Below are 16,326 nucleotides of genomic sequence, written 5' to 3' on the forward strand. Positions count from 1 at the left end.
ACGTCCAGAGCGCAGCGGCCGTCGGTTCCCCCTGGTCGCGTTGGCCTTCGACAATGAAACCGCGTCTTCAAGCCGCACTTGGACAACAGCTGGTGATGACACCGCAGTTGCGTCAGGCGATCCGCCTGCTGCAATTGTCTGCTGTGGAGCTTGAGGCTGAACTGGCCGCAGCGGTGGAGAGCAATCCACTGCTGGACTGGACCGAGACCGCGATCAGCGTCTCCAACGGCGAGTCCGGCGGCGAACAGCCCGGCAACGGCGCTGAAACCGAGCACCTGCCGCCGGAGGCCGAATGGACCACCGACGGCGAGCCCTGGTACGAACGCCTGGGCCCGTCCGACAACGAGGAAGAGACGCCCATCGCCGAGCAGGTCGCCGAGTCGGACACCCTGCACGATCACCTGCTGTGGCAGTTGCACCTGAGCCCGCTCTCCGCGCGCGATCGCTCGCTCGGCGTCGCCCTGATCGAATCCATCGATGACGACGGCTACCTGCGCGAGCCGCTGGAGTCCATCGCCGCCTCGCTGGCGGAGACGTTCGACTGCTCCGTGGAGGAGCTCACGACCGTGCTGCACCAGGTGCAGCAGTTCGATCCCGTCGGCGTGGGCGCGCGCTCGCTGGGCGAATGCCTGCGCCTCCAGCTTGCCCAGTTCACGCCCGAGACCCCGGGCAAGGCATTGGCCCATCAGCTGGCCAATGGCCCGTTGGAACGCCTGCCGCGCATCGGCGTGGCGGGCCTTGCGGCGGAACTCAAACTCGATCTGGGCGAGGCCGAAACGGCCGTGCAGCTGCTGCGTTCGCTCGATCCGCGCCCCGGCGCGCAGATCGGCGCGATCGCCAGCGACACCTACATCGCCCCGGATCTGGTGATCTGGCGCCAGCACGGGCTGTGGCGCGTCGCGCTCGCCGACGGCATGCGCCCGCGCATCTCCATCCACCGCGGCTACGAGAACATGCTCCGCCACGCCAGCGGCACCGACGCCAGCTACCTGCGCGGCCACCTGCAGGAAGCGCGCTGGCTGCTCAAGAGCCTGGAAGCGCGGGGCGAAACCCTCATCAAGGTGGCGCGCTGCCTGATCAAGCAGCAGGCGGCGTTCCTGGAGTTCGGCGACAGCGCGCTGCGCCCGCTGACGCTGCGCGAGGTGGCGGCCGAAGTCGGCCTGCACGAATCCACCGTTTCACGCGCGATCGCCCGCAAATACGCGCGAACGCCGCGTGGAACCGTGCCGATGCGTGCGTTCTTCGCATCGGGCATCGACACCGGCGCCGGCGGCGAGGCCTCCAGCACGGCGATCCAGGCCATGATCCGGCGCCTGATCGAGGCGGAGAACCCGCGCAAGCCGCTCTCCGACGCCCGCCTGGCCGAAACGCTCAAGGCCACGGGCGTGCCGGTTGCGCGCCGCACCGTCGCCAAGTACCGCGAGGCGATGAGCATCCCCTCCTCGCAGGACCGCGTAAGAATCGGTTAGGAAAACGAAACACCTGCGTGAAGAAGTTGCGGACGAAACCTTGCCGGATCAATGCGTTCTGTCCGGATCCTCCAAACTGCGGACGTTCGCCCCTTGCGCAACGCACCGGGCGTGCCATCCTGTCTTCCCGTCGCGACGTAAAGGAGGTCTCCGATGCGTATCGAAACCTACGGTCAGCAGATCGAGGTAACCCCCGCCCTGCGGGATTACGTGGAAAGCAAGCTCTCGCGACTGGAACGTCATTGTGAACAACCCTTCGACGTGCGCGCCCAGCTGAGCCTCGAGAAACCGAACCACCGGGCCAAGGCCACCGTCAACCTTGCAGGCCGCACGCTCGTGGCCGATGCCCAGGCGATCGACATGTACGCCGCGATCGACCTGCTCACCGACAAGCTCGACCGCCTGCTGCGCGAGCATCGCAGCAAGGTCGTCGATCACCATCGCGGCGAAAGCGCCGCACGCAGCGACAGCTTCGGCTGACGCACGCCCCACCCCGCCACAACACCATGCCGCTGCACGATCTATTGAACCGCGCGCGTGTCGCCATCCTCGATGGTCACGCGATAGAGGCGAGCGCGTCCGATGAGGGAGGCAAGCCGCACGCGCGCGCGCTCGATGCGGCGGCATGGCTGTTGGCGGACGGCTTCGACAGCGCCGCCATCGCGCTCGCACTGCGCGAGCGCGAGGCGCGCGCCAGCACCGCATTCGGCTTCGGCGTGGCGATTCCGCACGCCCGCGTCGCCGATCTGGACGAATGCCGCGCGGCGTTCCTGCGGTTGGAGCATCCGGTCGATTTCGGTGCCGCCGATGACCGACCGGTCGACCTGATCCTCGCGCTGCTGGTGCCCGAGCACGACATCGACGGGCAACTGCGCCGCCTGGCCGAAATCGCCGAACGCTTCGCCGATGCCGACTACCGTGCGGCGCTGCGCGAGGCGCGCGATGCGGGCCAGCTTCGACGCACCCTGGCCGGCCCCGGCCCCGATTTCCTTCCCTGCGCCGCCTGAGGACCTGGATGAGCACCAGCATCAGCGCAGGGGAACTGTTCGAACAACAACGCGATCGTCTGGGCCTGCGCTGGCTGGCCGGACAGAAGGGCGACCGCCGCATCCTCGAATCGGTGAACACGGTCGCGCGCCGACCGTCGCTGGCCGGTTACCTCAACGCGATCTATCCCAACAAGGTGCAGATCCTGGGCACCGAGGAACTGGCGTGGCTCGACGCGCTGGAACCACGTCTGCGCTGGGAGACGATCGAGAAGATCATGCAGTTCCGCCCGCTGGCACTGGTCATCAGCAAGGACCAGACCTGCCCGGAGGATCTGCGCATCGCCGCCGAGGAAAGCTACACGCCGTTATGGGTCTCGCCGCGGCGCGGGCACGAGTTGCTCAACCACCTGCAATACCACCTCGCGCGCACGCTGGCCCCGCGCGTGACGTTGCACGGCGTCTTCATGGAGATCTACTCCATCGGCGTGCTCATCACCGGCGAATCCGGTTCGGGCAAGAGCGAACTCGCACTTGAGCTGGTGACGCGCGGCCACCGCCTGGTCGCCGACGACGCGCCGGAGTTCACCCAGATCGCGCCGGACGTGCTCGACGGCACCTGCCCGGAAATGTTGCAGGACCTGCTGGAAGTGCGCGGCCTGGGCGTGCTCAACATCCGCCAGATGTTTGGTGACACGGCGGTGAAGAACAACAAGTACCTGCGCCTGATCGTGCATCTGGCCAAGCCGATGACCGAGCCCAAACCCATGGGCATGGAACGGCTCACCGGCGACAGCGGGATGCGTCGCGTGCTGGACCTGGACGTGCCGATGATCACCCTGCCCGTCATGCCCGGCCGCAACCTGGCCGTGCTGACCGAAGCGGCCACGCGCCTGCACAGCCTGCGCATGAAGGGGCTCGACCCGGCCGCGGCGTTCATCGCGCGTCACAGCAATTTCCTCGAACGCGGCGACGCATAAGCCGCCCACGCCACCTCCCGCCCATCGCGCCATGAGCGAACCGTCCAACTCCACTCTCGTCATCGTCAGCGGCATGTCCGGCTCCGGCAAGTCGGTGGCCCTGCGCACCTTCGAGGACCTGGGCTACTTCTGCGTCGACAACCTGCCGGCCGATCTGCTGCCGCAGTTCGTCGCCAGCGTGCAGCGCGCCGACGACGGCGTGCCGGCGAAGATGGCCGTGAGCATCGACGTGCGCAACCGCCACAGCGATCTGAGCAACATCCCCGAGTGGCTGTCGGCCGTGGGCGCGCTGGGCCTGGACCCGCGCCTGGTGTTCTTCGACGCAGGCGATGAAACCCTGCTCAAGCGCTACGCCGACACGCGCCGCCGTCACCCGTTGAGCCACCTGGGCCTGTCGCTGGCCGATGCGATCTCGCTGGAACGCCAGGTGCTCAAGCCGCTGCGCTCCATCGCCGACGCCGTCGTCGACACCAGCAGCCTCAACGTGCATCAGCTGCGTCGGCAGGTGCTGACCGAGTTCGGCATCGGCGGCGACACCGGCATGTCGCTGCTGTTCGAATCCTTCGCCTACCGCCGCGGCGTGCCGGCCGACGCCGACTTCGTGTTCGACGCACGCGCGTTGCCGAACCCGCACTGGGATCCGGTGCTGCGCCCGCTCTCCGGACGCGACGCGGCGATCCGCGACTATCTGGGTTCGCAGGCCGACGTGAATCTGTTCTTCGAGCAGATCCGCCAGTTCCTCGATACCTGGCTGCCGCGCCTGCACGTGGACAGCACGCGCAGCTACGCGACCATCGCCTTCGGTTGCACGGGCGGTCGACATCGCTCGGTGTACCTGGCCGAACGCTTCGCCGAACACGCGCGTTCGCAGGGTTGGGATGAAGTTGCCGTGCATCATCGCGAACTGGACTGAGGCGCCGCGCCTTCACGGTATCGCGACGCGCGCGGTGAACGCGTCCTGACTCGGTCGGCCATATCGCGCCGACTCACGAAATTTTTGCACCACGCTTGCGCACGCCTTGCGCCTGGACGGCTACGGTCGGGTTGCGCTGCCTCATGGCGCCATCCGCAGGAGTGTGCAATGCGAACGACTTCCACCCTGATGCTCGCGCTGGCCAGTGTGCTCGCGGCGTCACCTGCCCTCGCGCAGAAGACCGAACGACCGACACCGACCCCGCCGCCCACCGGCAGCACCACCGACACCACACCGCGCGCGCTCAGCTTCGCCGACCTCGACGTCAATGCCGACGGCAAGGTGAGCAAGGACGAAGCCGCCGCGGACGCACGCCTCACCAGTCACTTCGCCCAGGTCGATCGCGACGGCGACGGCCAGTTGTCGGCGACCGAGTTCGCCGCGGGCCACGCGAGTTCCGAATCCAGTCCGCCACGCTGATCCATCCGCGGCGACCACGACGGTTCGCGCACCTCACCCTTCCCTAGCAGAGGAGTCCCCATGAACCACCACGGCATCCATCGACTCACCGCCGCGCTGGCGCTGGTCCTGATCACCTCGACGCTGGCCCTGGCCGGCTGCCAGAAGACGGAGACCGAAACGGTCGCACCGCCTCCGCCGGCCGACACCGCGCCGCCGCCGGAACCGACCCCGCCTCCGCCGGAGACCACCATGCCCCCGACGGACACCACGACGCCGCCCACCACGCCGCCCCCGGCCGAAGGCGAGCAGCCCCCGCCGCAGGATCAAACCACCCCGCCGCGTACGTGATCCTCGCGCCCTGACCCACTCCCCGGAACGGCCCGCTCGAGCGGGCCGTTTCCTTTGCGCAGCCGCATTCTGTGACCGCGCTCGGCCAACCGCACAGGCACGCGCACGACTCGCCTCCCGGGGCTCGATTTCTGCTTCCGGGCCGTCACCCGGACCTGTTAAGTTGGCGGCATGGCCGTCGGCATCCTCCTCATCACCCACGAAGGCATCGGCAACGCGCTGGTCGCGGTGGCGCGTCGGCTGTTGAGCCAGCTGCCGCTGCATACCGAGGCATTCGAGGTGCCGTTCGAGGGAGATCCCGACGCACTGCTGCCGCAGGCCAGCGCGGCGCTGCGCAGGGTGGACCGCGGTGACGGCGTACTGGTGCTGACCGATCTGTACGGCGCCACGCCCAGCAACCTGGCGGCCAAGGTCGCCCGGCTGGGCACGCCGGTGCGCCGCGTATCGGCGGTGAGCCTGCCGATGCTGTTGCGGGTAATGAACTACGCCGACCTGGGCCTGGACGAACTGCCGGCGGTCGCCGCCGCAGGGGCCCGCAACGGCGTGATCGTGGATGAGGCCTGACTGCGGTCGGCCCGAAGTGGACAGAGCATGAGTGGAGCAATGGACAAGCGGACGCGGCAGTCGGCCCGGAGGATGCGGCGATGATCGAGCACGACCTGACGGTCACCAATCGTCTGGGCCTGCACGCGCGGGCCACGGCCAAACTCGTCCAGACGCTGTCCGCCTATCGCAGCAGCGCCACGCTCACCGCCAAGGGCCGCGAAGTGAACGCCAAGAGCATCATGGGCGTGATGCTGCTCGCCGCCGGCCAGGGGACGCAGGTGAAGCTGCGCGTGGAAGGCGAGGACGAAGACCACGCCGCGCAGGCGGTGGTGTCGCTGTTCGAACGGCGTTTCGACGAAGACAGCTGAGGCGCGGATGAGGCAGGAGTTCACCGGACATGGCGCATCGCGCGGAAGCGCACTCGGGCGCGCCCGTGTCCGCCTGCCCCATGCCCTGGAGGTTGCCGAGGAGCACATCCCGGCCAAGCGCGTGGAAGGCGAGATCAAGCGCCTGCACACGGCCATCGCCACCGTGCGCGAGGAGATGTTCGCCCTGCGCGAGCGCCTGCACGGCGCACTGGCGCACGAGGTCGGCGAATTCCTCGACCTGCACAGCCTGCTTCTGGACGATCCGGAACTGCTGCAGGGCTTGGATGAACTGATCCGCAAGGGCCGTTATTCGGCCGACTACGCGCTGCGCCTGCAACGCGACCGCATCGCCTCCGTGTTCCAGAACATGGACGACGCCTATTTCCGCAGCCGTGTGGACGACATCGACCAGGTCATCGGCCGCATCCACGCCGCGCTGCATCGTCGCGACGCGGCCATGCCGGGCGTGGCCGGCGAAATCCTGGTGACCGACAACGTCGCTCCGGCCGAGATCGCTCAATTGCAGGCGCAGGGCGTGATGGCCATCGTCATCGCCTCCGGCAGCGTGCTCTCACACAGCGCGATCCTCGCGCGCAGCCTGCACCTGCCGCTGGTGGTCGGCGCGGCGCAGGCGATGCAGAAGATCAACGACGGCGATGTGCTCGCGGTCGACGGCACCAGCGGCCGCGTGATCCTGGAACCCGATGCCGCCGACCTGCGCGCGCATCGCGCCCGCGTGCGCGAACTGGCGCGCGAGCGCAAACAGCTGCACCGCCTTCGCCGCGAGCCCACGCGCACGCTCGACGGCGCCGACATCAAGCTCTACGCCAACGCCGAATCGCGCGAGGACGTGGCCGAAGCCCACGCGCTCGGCGCGGCCGGCGTGGGCCTGTACCGCACCGAGTTCCTGTTCCTGCAACGCAACGAGCTGCCGGACGAGGAAGAGCAGTTCCGCGTCTACCGCGACGTCGTGCTCGGCATGACCGGTCGCACGGTGACAATCCGCACGCTGGACCTGGGGGCCGACAAGGCCGACCGCACCGGCCTTGCGCTGCGCGACGAGCCCAACCCGGCGCTGGGGCTGCGCGGCGTGCGCCTGTCGCTGGCGCGCGAGGGCCTGCTGGAAGCACAGCTGCGCGCACTGGTGCGGGCATCGGGTTACGGGCCGGTGCGCATCCTGCTGCCGATGATCAGCACGCGCGAGGAAGTCCGCTCGGTCCGTGCCACGCTCAAGCGCGTCACGGCGCAGCTGCGCGAACAGGGGCACGAGATCGCCGACAGCGTTCCGCTGGGCGCGATGATCGAAGTGCCCGCCGCGGCGGTCGCACTGCCCACCTTCATCGGCAGCGTGGATTTCCTCTCCATCGGCACGAACGACCTCGTCCAGTACCTGCTCGCCGCCGATCGCAACAACGAGGCGCTCATCGATCTCTACACGCCGCTGCATCCGGCGGTGATCCGCCTGATCCGCAGCGTGATCCACCTGGGCCAGAAGCGTGGCAAGCCGGTGGCCGTGTGCGGCGAGATGGCCGGCGATCCGCACTTCGCGCCGATGCTGCTCGCGCTGGGCCTGACGGAGTTCAGCCTGCACCCCGCCACGCTGCTGGAGCTGCGGCGCACGATCCGCCACTGCGACCTCGCGCAATTGCAGGCGCGCGCGCCGACCCTGCTGCGCGCGCGTGACCGCGCCGCGATCGAGGCGTGGATCGCGGAGAACGCGCCGACGGTGGCGTGATCGGGAATCGGGAATCGCAAGAGCATGTCATTCCCGCGTAGGCGGGAATCCATGGATCCGACGACATTCCGGCCTACGTCAGCGGTGAGGCACGCAAGCCTGGATCCCCGCCTTCGCGGGGATGGACAGCTAAAGGCAACCCTCCGCGCCTTTGCGATTCCCAATTCCCGATTCCCAAATCTGAAATCCCACAACCCAAAGGGGTGGGCATCCCCAACGATCAGGGCGATAATGCGCGCCATGAACGCCTGACCCTGTCGTGCCAGTCCGGCTCGACGCGCCACCGGAAGCCCCGCATGGCCGAAGCCGTCCGCCACGACAAGACCGCACGCCAGCTGCGCCTGCTTTCCGACGCGCTCGACAGCGGTCGTCTGGGGCCCGTGCGCCGGCTGGTCAACACGCTCTCGCCCGCCGAGATCGGCAACCTCCTCGAATCGCTCCCGCCGGCCAAGCGCACCATCGTCTGGGGCCTGGTCGACGCCGAGGACGACGGCGAAGTGCTGGTGCACGTCGGCGACGAAGTGCGCGAAAGCCTGCTGGCCGAGATGGACCCCGACGAAATCGTCGCGGCCGTCGAAGACCTGGACATCGACGACCTCGCCGACCTGGTCGAGGACCTGCCCGACACGGTCATCGACGAAGTCCTCAAGTCGATGGACCGCGAGAACCGCGAACGGCTCGAACAGGTGCTGTCGTACCCGGAGGACACCGCCGGCCGCCTGATGAACCCCGACGTGGTGACGGTTCGCGCCGACACCACCATCGACGTCGTCCTGCGCTACCTGCGCCTGCGCGGCGAGCTGCCCGAGCACACCGACCACCTGTACGTCGTCAGCCGCCGCCACCAGTACCTGGGGCGCATCGCGCTGGCCGCGCTGCTCACGCACGAGCCGGGCACGCCGATCAACAAGCTGATCGACGACGAGCAACCGGCCATCGACGTGGAAGAGTCGGCGAACGAAGTCGCGCGCAAGTTCTCCGACCACGACTGGCTCAGCGCGCCGGTCGTGGACGACAACAACATCCTGCTCGGCCGCATCACCATCGACGACGTCGTCGACATCATCCGCAGCCAGGCCGAGCACCAGGCATTGAGCGCCGCCGGCCTGGACGAGGACGAAGACCTCTTCAGCCCGGTGTGGCGCGCGATGCGCCGCCGCCTGATCTGGCTGTCGATCAACCTGGGCACCGCGTTCCTCGCCGCCAGCGTGGTGGGCGAGTTCGCCGACACCATCGACAAGCTCGTGGCGCTGGCCGTGCTGATGCCCATCGTCGCCGGCATGGGCGGCAACGCCGGCACGCAGGTGCTGGCGCTGATGGTGCGCGGCCTGGCGCTGGGCCAGGTGGGCGCGGCCAACGTGCGCACCTTGCTTTGGAAGGAAGTCCGCGTCGCCCTGCTCAACGGGCTGGTGCTGGGCAGCCTGCTGGCGCTGATCGTGCTCATCTGGTTCCACAGCTTCGGCTTGTCGCTGGTCATCGGCGTCGCGCTTACCGCCAACCTGTTCTTCGCCGCGGTGGCGGGCGTGCTGGTGCCGGTGGCGATCAAGCGAGCCGGCTACGACCCCGCGCTGGCGTCGGGCATCTTCCTGACGACGGTGACCGACGTGATGGGTTTCTTCACCTTCCTCGGATTGGCGACGATCATCCTGCTGCGCTGAACGCAGGCGACTCGCGCGATCTGCGACGCATGCCATTGCAGCGCGCCGGACGAACGCCAATCATGCCGGCCGTCGCCAGGAGTCCCGCATGCCTTCGTCCTTCCGCCGCCCCTTCCCTGCCCTGTTCCGCCTTGCCGTCGTGGCGCTGGCCCTGATGCTCGGCGCCTGCGCGACGACGCCGCGCGAGGAACCGCCGGGCTACTTCGTCGAACGCAGCGTGGTCGTGGACGGCGCGGCGCATCGCTACCAGGTGTTCGTGCCCTCCAGGAAGGCGGGCGGCCGTCATCCGCCGGTGGTGCTGTTCCTGCACGGTTCGGGCGAGCGCGGCACCGACAACCAGAAGCAGGTCGCGGTCGGCCTGGGCCCGCACGTGCGCACGCATGCGGCGGATTTCCCGGCGATCGCCGTCTTCCCGCAGGCGCGGGAGGGCACGTCGTGGACCGGCACGCAGGCGCGCGTCGCGCTGGCCGCGCTCGAGGCCTCGGTGGATGAGTTCAACGGCGACGACGACCGCATCGTGCTGACCGGCATGTCGCGCGGCGGCTACGGCGTGTTCGAACTGGCGATCATGGAGCCGCGGATGTTCGCCGCCCTGGTGCCCGTCTGCGGCGGCGTCACCCAGCCACCGGCGCTGAAGGAACATCTGCAGGTCGAGAGCGTGGCGCTGGCGCCGGATCCGTTTACCGCTGCCGCGCAGAAGCTGCAGCGCATGCCGGTCTGGGCCTTCCACGGCGCGAAGGACGATGTGGTGACGCCGGACCAGTCGCGCCACATGGTCGAAGCGCTGCGCAAGGTCGGCGGCAACGTGCGTTACACCGAGTTCGCCGAGGCGGGGCACAACGCGTGGGATGCGGCGTATGCGACGCCGGAGCTGTGGGGCTGGGCGTTCGCGCAGCGGCGGTGAGGCGCTGCGAAGTCGAGGGATGCGGGACCGTCCATCCTTCGACTTCGGCGCTTCGCGCCTACGCTCAGGACGAACGGTGAGCGGTGGCTGTCGTGCGGCACGGAGCGGGCTGGAATTCGACGAGCGCTTTCGCGCAGAACGAAATCACCGATCGTCCTGAGCGTAGCGCAGCGAAGTCGAAGGACGGACGGGCCCACCGCCCATCCTCAACCGCCTCACCCCTTCAGCAAAGCCTCCAGCACCGCCATCCGCACCGCCACGCCATTGGTGACCTGACGCAGGATCAGCGACTGCGGACCATCGGCCACGTCGTCGGTGATCTCCACGCCGCGGTTGATCGGCCCCGGATGCATCACCACCGCATCGCCCGCCGCGCGCTTCAAGCGCGTGGCCGTCAGGCCGTAGTCGCGGTGATAGTCATCGAGCGAAGCGATCAGCCCTTCTTCCATGCGCTCGCGTTGCAGGCGCAGCATCATCACCGCATCCACGCCGTCCAGCGCATCGTCGAGGTCGTGCGACACGACGCAGCCGGACAGCGTTTCATCCTGCGGCAGCAGCGACGCCGGTCCGCACACGCGGATCTCGCCCGTGCCCAGCGTGCGCAGCGCCTGAAGGTCCGAGCGCGCCACGCGCGAATGCTTCACGTCGCCGACGATGGCGACTTTCAGCTTTCCGAAATCGCGTCCCTTCGCCTGCCGCAGCGTGAGCATGTCCAGCAGCCCCTGCGTGGGATGCGCACTGCGTCCGTCGCCGGCGTTCACCAGCACGGTGCCGTCGTCGACATGCTGCGAGAGCGCGGCGACCGCGCCGTCGTCGTGATGGCGGATGACGAAGCCGCGCACGCCCATCGCTTCCAGGTTCTTCAGCGTGTCCAGCGCGGTCTCGCCCTTGCGCGTGGACGAGGTGGAGGCGTCGAAGTTCAGCACGTCCGCGCCCAGGCGCTGCGCAGCCAGCGTGAAGCTCATGCGTGTGCGCGTGGACGGTTCGAAGAACAGCGTGCACACGGCGATGCCGTCCAGCGCGCGGCGGTCGTAATGGCCTTCCGCGAAGGCCTGCGCGCGGATCAGCAGCGCGTTGAGTGCGTCGGACGGGAGGCCGTCGAGCGTGAGCAGGTGGCGCGGGAGATGCGTATGCGGTGCGTTCATGCGGTGGGCGGCGTGCGCGGGTGTTCTAAGACGGAGTGTTGAGGTCGGAAAGGTCGAGGGCTTCGTCCGGTGCGGCAAGCCAGCGTTCGATGATGACCGCGGCCGCGACGGCATCGAGCGCTTCCGCATCGCGCCGGCGTTTGCGGCCCTCGGCGCGATCGGAGGCGAAACGTTGCGCCGCCTCGATCGAACTCATGCGTTCGTCCACGAGCACCACCGGCAGGTTGTAGCGCTGCGCCAGTTCGCGCGCGAAGGCATGCGCACGCAGGCGGATCGGCTGGTCGCCGCCGTCCAGCGCCATCGGGTCGCCGACGATCAGGCCGTCGGGCCGCCATTCGCTGCGCAGGCGATCGATCGACGCCCAGTCCGGGCCATGGCCGTGCACGTCGATCACCGCCAGCGCGCGCGCGCCGTGGCCGAATGCACTTCCGACCGCCACGCCAATGCGACGCGCGCCGACGTCGAAACCCAGGACGGTGCCGTCGCGTCGGATGTGGGACTTGTCGCTCGGAGCCATCAGGCGTGACCGGCGTAGTCGGCCAGGTGCGCGAAATCCACGCCGATGCGGCCGGCGGCAGCCTGCCAGCGCGCATCCAGCGGCAGCTCGAACAGCAACTCGGCGTCGGCCGGTGCGGTGAGCCAGTCGTTCTCGGTCAGCTCGTGCTCGAGCTGCCCCGAGCCCCACCCGGCGCAGCCCAGCGCGACGATCGCGTTGTCGGGGCCTTCGCCGCGCGCCATCGCTTCCAGGATGTCGCGCGAGGTGGTGAGGAACAGGTGCTCGGTGATGGCCATCGTGGAATCCCACTGCATGCCGCCGTCGTGCAGCACGAAACCGCGCTCGGGATGCACCGGGCCGCCGGCGAGCACGGGCTGCGCGCGCATGGACTCGTCGCCACCTTCCAGGCCCATCTGGCCGAGGACTTCGCCCAGCGTGTACTCCGAGGCGCGATTGACCACGATGCCCATCGCTCCGTCCGAATCGTGCTGGCAGATCAACGCCACGCTGCGCGCGAAGTTGGAATCGGCGAGCGCCGGCAGCGCGATCAGCAGCTGGTTGGCCAGAGGTGTGGGCGTTACGGACATGGGTCGCATTCTATCGCGGGCCGCGTGATGCGTGCCGCATCCGGGCGGGCGTAGGATGGCGACTTTCCCCTGCCCTCGTGCCGCCATGCCTTCGTTCCCATCGCGCCCGCTCGGGCTGGCCTGCCTCGCCGTCCTCGCCCTCGCCGCCTGCCAGCGCGCCACGCCGCCCGAAGCGGCCTCGCAGCCTGCCACGCCCGCCCCCGCTGCGGCCTCGTATGCCGCCGCGCACGCCGGCGATTACGCCGTCGTACCGCTCAAGGCCGATCTCTCGCGCTTCGACGAGAACACCCGGCGCATGATCGCCAAGCTGGTGGAAGCCAGCGAGCTCACCAACGATCTGTACTGGAAGCAATCCTGGGAAGGCGACCGCGCCGCGCTGCTGGCGCGCGCACCCGATGCGGCCACGCGCGAGCTGGCGGAAATCAACTTCGGCCCGTGGGATCGCCTCAACGAGGACACGCCCTTCATCGACGGCGTAGGCCCGCGTCCGCCGGGCGGCCCGTTCTATCCGGCCGATATCACCAAGGCCGAGTTCGAAGCGGCGCAACTGCCCGACAAGACCTCCAACTACACGCTGTTGCGCCGCGAGAACGGCAAGCTCGTCACCGTGCCCTACCACGTCGCCTACAAGGCGGACCTGGAGCGCATCGCCGCACTGCTGCGCGAAGCCGCCGCGCTCAGCGCCGACAAATCGTTCGCGAACTACCTGAACATGCGCGCCGAGGCGTTGCTGAGCGACGACTTCCGCCCCAGCGACATGGCCTGGATGGACATGAAGACCAATCCGGTCGACATCGTCATCGGTCCGATCGAGACGTACGAAGATCAGTTGTTCGGCTACAAGGCCGCCTACGAAGGCCTGGTGCTGATCAAGGACGTGGAGTGGAGCCAGAAGCTCGCGCGCTTCGCCAGCTTCCTGCCCGCGCTGCAGAAGGGCCTGCCGGTGGACGCGAAGTACAAGGCCGAGATGCCCGGCTCCGACGCCGACCTCAACGCCTACCAGGTCGTCTACTACGGCGGCAACGCCAACGTCGGCGGCAAGACCATCGCGATCAACCTGCCCAACGACGAGGAAGTGCAGCTGAAGAAGGGCACGCGCCGCCTGCAGCTGGAGAACGTGATGAAGGCGAAGTTCGACACCATCCTGGTGCCGATCGCCAACCAGCTCATCGCCAAGGACCAGCTCAAGCACGTGACGTTCGATGCGTTCTTCGAGGACGTGATGTTCCATGAAGTCGCGCACGGCCTGGGCATCAAGAAGACGCTCGACGGCAAGGGCACGGTGGACGAGGCGCTGAAGGAGTACGCCTCCAGCTTCGAGGAAGGCAAGGCCGACATCCTCGGGCTGTACATGATCGACGCGCTCAGCCGCCAGGGTGAACTCGACGAAAGCAAGCTGATGGACGGCTACGTCACCTTCCTCGCCGGCATCCTGCGTTCGGTGCGCTTCGGTGCGAGCGACGCGCACGGCAAGGCGAACATGGTGCGCTTCAACTTCTTCGCCGAGCATGGCGCATTCACTCGCGACGCCGACGGCCGCTACCGCGTCGACTTCGACAAGATGCGCGAGGCGATGAACGCGCTCAGCGCCAAGCTGCTCACCGTGCAGGGCGACGGCGATTACGCCGAGGCCAAGCGCATGACCGAGACGATGGGCGTGATCAAGCCGGAACTGGCGGCGGACCTTGCGCGGTTGAAGGACGCGAAGATTCCGGTGGACATCCGCTTCGAACAGGGCTTGGAGACGCTGGGGCTGCAGGAGTATCGCTCCACGCAAGCGCGCTGACGCGACCACCGTTCGTCCTGAGCGTAGCGCCGCAGGCGCGAAGTCGAAGGACGAACGGGCCCGCGTGGTGTCCGGCCCGTTCACCCTTCGACGTCGGTGCTTGGCGCCTACGCTCGTGGCGAACGGTGCAACTCATTTCTTCCAGAAGGCAACCCGAACGCCATGTCCGGCTACTGCGACTACGCCCCCGGCCACCCGCTCCACGGCCCGTACCACGACACCGAGTACGGATTCCCGCAACGCGATGAGGCGGTGCTGTTCGAGCGCCTGATCCTGGAAATCAACCAGGCCGGCCTGAGCTGGGAAACGATGCTGCGCAAGCGCGACGGATTCCGGAAGGCGTACCACGGCTTCGACGTCGACAAGGTGGCCCGATACGGCGACAAGGATCGCGAGCGTCTGCTCAACGACGCCGGCATCATCCGCAACCGTCTGAAAGTCGATGCGGCGATCCACAACGCACAAGTGATCCGCGAGTTGCGCAAGTCGCACGGAAGCTTCGCGCAGTGGCTCGATGCGCACCTGCTCGACGAATCCGGCAAGCGCCGCGACAAGGCCGGCTGGATCAAGCTGTTCAAGAAGACCTTCCGCTTCACCGGCGGCGAGATCACCAACGAATTCCTGATGAGCCTGGGCTACCTGCCCGGCGCGCACCGCGACGATTGCCCGGCGCAGAAGACGATCCTCAAGCTCAAGCCGCCGCTGGATCCGGCCTGGCGCCGCAAACTCTGAGCGAGGCCTTCACATCCCGTCCACGTCGCCGGGCGCATTTCCGCTGTTCGTTTCCACGGAGGACGGCCATGCGCATTTCGCTTCCGGCGTTGCTGATCGGTTCGACCCTGCTCGCCGCATGCCAGCGCGAGCAGCCGCCCACCGCACCGACGCCCGCCGCCGATACCGCCGCACCGGCACCCGCGCCGGCCGCAGCGCCGGCCAGCGAACCGGCGGCGACGCCCGCGCCCGGTTCGGTCCCCGTCACGGCCGACAACTACGGCCGCGCCGCCACCGACCTCGCCTTCGCAGGCGTGGTGAAGGACGGCTTCGGCAAGTTCAACCATTTCCGCGAACTCTCGCCGCTGGACAAGCAGATCGTCATCCGCCAGAACCGCGACACGCTCTACTCGCCGGCGGTGTTCGACCTGGACGCGGGGCCCGTAACAATCACGCTGCCGGACCCGGGCAAGCGTTTCATGTCCATGCAGGTGTTCGATGAAGACCAGTACACGCACATGGTTGCCTACAAGCCGGGCACCTACACGTTGCGCAAGTCCGATATCGGCACGCGCTACGCGCTCGCGGCGTTGCGCATCCTGGTCGATCCGAACAACCCGGAAGACCTGAAGGCCGTGCACGCGTTGCAGGATTCGGTGAAGATCAGCCAGCCGGGCGGTCCCGGCACGTTCGACGTTCCCAAGTGGGACACCGTGAGCCTTGGAAAACTCACCGACGCGCTGACCGTGCTCGGCGACACGCTGCCCGACAAGAACAACATGTTCGGCAGCAAGAAGGATGTGGATCCGGTGCGCCGCCTGATCGGCCTGGCCACAGCATGGGGCGGCAATCCCGCCAAGGACGCCACCTACCTCAACTTCGTGCCGGCGAAGAACGACGGCTCCACCGTCTACCACCTCGACGTGAAGGACGTGCCAGTGGATGGGTTCTGGTCGGTGACGGTCTACAACGCCAAGGGATTCTTCGACCCGAATCCGCAGAACGCGTACTCGCTCAACAACCTCACGGCGAAGAAGGCCGACGACGGTTCCGTGCGCATCCAGTTCGGCGGTTGCGACGGACAGGTCCCCAACTGCCTGCCGATCACACCGGGCTGGAATTACCTGGTTCGCCTGTATCGCCCGCGGGCCGAGGTGCTCAACGGCCAGTGGAAATTCCCGGAAGCGGTGCCCGCGTCCTGACCGCGCGTTTCGCCTCCGACCACGTCCCGG

18 protein-coding genes are annotated in these 16,326 nt (G+C 68.1%); 15 read left to right on the top strand and 3 right to left on the bottom strand.

The genetic code is table 11. From position 1 onward, the window contains the following. The first annotated feature begins 53 nt into the window (after nucleotides 1-53). The 12 genes from JI752_RS10555 to JI752_RS10610 all read left to right on the top strand — a co-directional run bounded on the left by JI752_RS10555 (nucleotide 54) and on the right by JI752_RS10610 (nucleotide 10,369). The gene (locus JI752_RS10555) at nucleotides 54-1,469 is read left to right on the top strand and encodes an RNA polymerase factor sigma-54 (RefSeq protein ID WP_216963441.1); all 1,416 of its coding nucleotides are present in this window, start codon (nucleotides 54-56) and stop codon (nucleotides 1,467-1,469) included. Nucleotides 1,470-1,622: 153 nt separating this feature from the next. Then, complete coding sequence (raiA, locus tag JI752_RS10560) at nucleotides 1,623-1,949, top strand: ribosome-associated translation inhibitor RaiA (protein ID WP_216963443.1); 327 nt, start codon at nucleotides 1,623-1,625, stop codon at nucleotides 1,947-1,949. 26 nt (nucleotides 1,950-1,975) lie between these two features. Further along, nucleotides 1,976-2,476 (top strand): PTS sugar transporter subunit IIA, encoded by a 501-nt coding sequence (locus JI752_RS10565; protein ID WP_216963446.1) that lies wholly within the window; start codon nucleotides 1,976-1,978, stop codon nucleotides 2,474-2,476. 8 nt (nucleotides 2,477-2,484) lie between these two features. After that, nucleotides 2,485-3,435, top strand: a complete 951-nt coding sequence (gene hprK, locus JI752_RS10570) for an HPr(Ser) kinase/phosphatase (protein ID WP_216963449.1) — start codon at nucleotides 2,485-2,487, stop codon at nucleotides 3,433-3,435. A gap of 31 nt (nucleotides 3,436-3,466) precedes the next feature. Beyond that, nucleotides 3,467-4,348 carry an RNase adapter RapZ gene (rapZ, locus tag JI752_RS10575; protein WP_216963452.1) on the top strand — a complete coding sequence of 294 codons (882 nt, stop codon included), beginning with the start codon at nucleotides 3,467-3,469 and terminating at the stop codon, nucleotides 4,346-4,348. Between the two features lie 168 nt (nucleotides 4,349-4,516). Continuing rightward, nucleotides 4,517-4,828: an EF-hand domain-containing protein gene (locus tag JI752_RS10580; protein WP_216964289.1), complete on the top strand. Its 312-nt coding sequence runs from the start codon at nucleotides 4,517-4,519 to the stop codon at nucleotides 4,826-4,828. Nucleotides 4,829-4,888: 60 nt separating this feature from the next. Next, nucleotides 4,889-5,158 carry a hypothetical protein gene (locus JI752_RS10585; protein WP_216963466.1) on the top strand — a complete coding sequence of 90 codons (270 nt, stop codon included), beginning with the start codon at nucleotides 4,889-4,891 and terminating at the stop codon, nucleotides 5,156-5,158. A 171-nt stretch (nucleotides 5,159-5,329) separates the two neighbouring features. Then, the gene (locus JI752_RS10590; RefSeq protein ID WP_216963469.1) at nucleotides 5,330-5,722 is read left to right on the top strand and encodes a PTS sugar transporter subunit IIA; all 393 of its coding nucleotides are present in this window, start codon (nucleotides 5,330-5,332) and stop codon (nucleotides 5,720-5,722) included. An 80-nt stretch (nucleotides 5,723-5,802) separates the two neighbouring features. Next, a complete protein-coding gene (locus JI752_RS10595; protein ID WP_216963472.1) occupies nucleotides 5,803-6,072 on the top strand; it encodes an HPr family phosphocarrier protein in 270 nt (89 codons plus the stop codon). A 7-nt stretch (nucleotides 6,073-6,079) separates the two neighbouring features. Next, on the top strand, nucleotides 6,080-7,807 hold the full coding sequence (ptsP, locus tag JI752_RS10600) for a phosphoenolpyruvate--protein phosphotransferase (RefSeq protein WP_216963475.1): 1,728 nt from the start codon (nucleotides 6,080-6,082) through the stop codon (nucleotides 7,805-7,807). 296 nt (nucleotides 7,808-8,103) lie between these two features. Beyond that, nucleotides 8,104-9,465 carry a magnesium transporter gene (gene mgtE, locus JI752_RS10605; protein ID WP_216963478.1) on the top strand — a complete coding sequence of 454 codons (1,362 nt, stop codon included), beginning with the start codon at nucleotides 8,104-8,106 and terminating at the stop codon, nucleotides 9,463-9,465. Between the two features lie 88 nt (nucleotides 9,466-9,553). Further along, nucleotides 9,554-10,369, top strand: a complete 816-nt coding sequence (locus JI752_RS10610; RefSeq protein WP_216963481.1) for a prolyl oligopeptidase family serine peptidase — start codon at nucleotides 9,554-9,556, stop codon at nucleotides 10,367-10,369. A gap of 215 nt (nucleotides 10,370-10,584) precedes the next feature. Here the strand turns inward: JI752_RS10610 and JI752_RS10615 are convergent, their stop codons facing one another. The 3 genes from JI752_RS10615 to JI752_RS10625 are packed head-to-tail and all read right to left on the bottom strand — an operon-like array spanning nucleotide 10,585 to nucleotide 12,597. Further along, nucleotides 10,585-11,514, bottom strand: a complete 930-nt coding sequence (locus JI752_RS10615; RefSeq protein ID WP_216963485.1) for an aspartate carbamoyltransferase catalytic subunit — start codon at nucleotides 11,512-11,514, stop codon at nucleotides 10,585-10,587. A gap of 25 nt (nucleotides 11,515-11,539) precedes the next feature. After that, nucleotides 11,540-12,031 carry a Holliday junction resolvase RuvX gene (gene ruvX, locus JI752_RS10620; RefSeq protein ID WP_216963500.1) on the bottom strand — a complete coding sequence of 164 codons (492 nt, stop codon included), beginning with the start codon at nucleotides 12,029-12,031 and terminating at the stop codon, nucleotides 11,540-11,542. After that, complete coding sequence (locus JI752_RS10625) at nucleotides 12,031-12,597, bottom strand: YqgE/AlgH family protein (RefSeq protein WP_216963503.1); 567 nt, start codon at nucleotides 12,595-12,597, stop codon at nucleotides 12,031-12,033. The genes ruvX and JI752_RS10625 overlap by 1 nt, the downstream gene beginning before the upstream one ends. 85 nt (nucleotides 12,598-12,682) lie before the next feature. Here JI752_RS10625 and JI752_RS10630 point away from each other — a divergent pair, with 85 nt between their 5' ends. The 3 genes from JI752_RS10630 to JI752_RS10640 all read left to right on the top strand — a co-directional run bounded on the left by JI752_RS10630 (nucleotide 12,683) and on the right by JI752_RS10640 (nucleotide 16,296). After that, on the top strand, nucleotides 12,683-14,383 hold the full coding sequence (locus JI752_RS10630; RefSeq protein WP_216963506.1) for a Zn-dependent hydrolase: 1,701 nt from the start codon (nucleotides 12,683-12,685) through the stop codon (nucleotides 14,381-14,383). 162 nt (nucleotides 14,384-14,545) lie between these two features. After that, a complete protein-coding gene (locus tag JI752_RS10635; RefSeq protein WP_216963509.1) occupies nucleotides 14,546-15,115 on the top strand; it encodes a DNA-3-methyladenine glycosylase I in 570 nt (189 codons plus the stop codon). A 68-nt stretch (nucleotides 15,116-15,183) separates the two neighbouring features. Next, nucleotides 15,184-16,296, top strand: coding sequence for a DUF1254 domain-containing protein (locus JI752_RS10640; RefSeq protein WP_216963523.1), 1,113 nt, complete (start codon nucleotides 15,184-15,186; stop codon nucleotides 16,294-16,296). Nucleotides 16,297-16,326 lie beyond the last annotated feature (30 nt).

The sequence above is a fragment of the Lysobacter sp. MMG2 genome (assembly GCF_016735495.2).
Classification (GTDB): Bacteria; Pseudomonadota; Gammaproteobacteria; order Xanthomonadales; family Xanthomonadaceae; genus Lysobacter_J.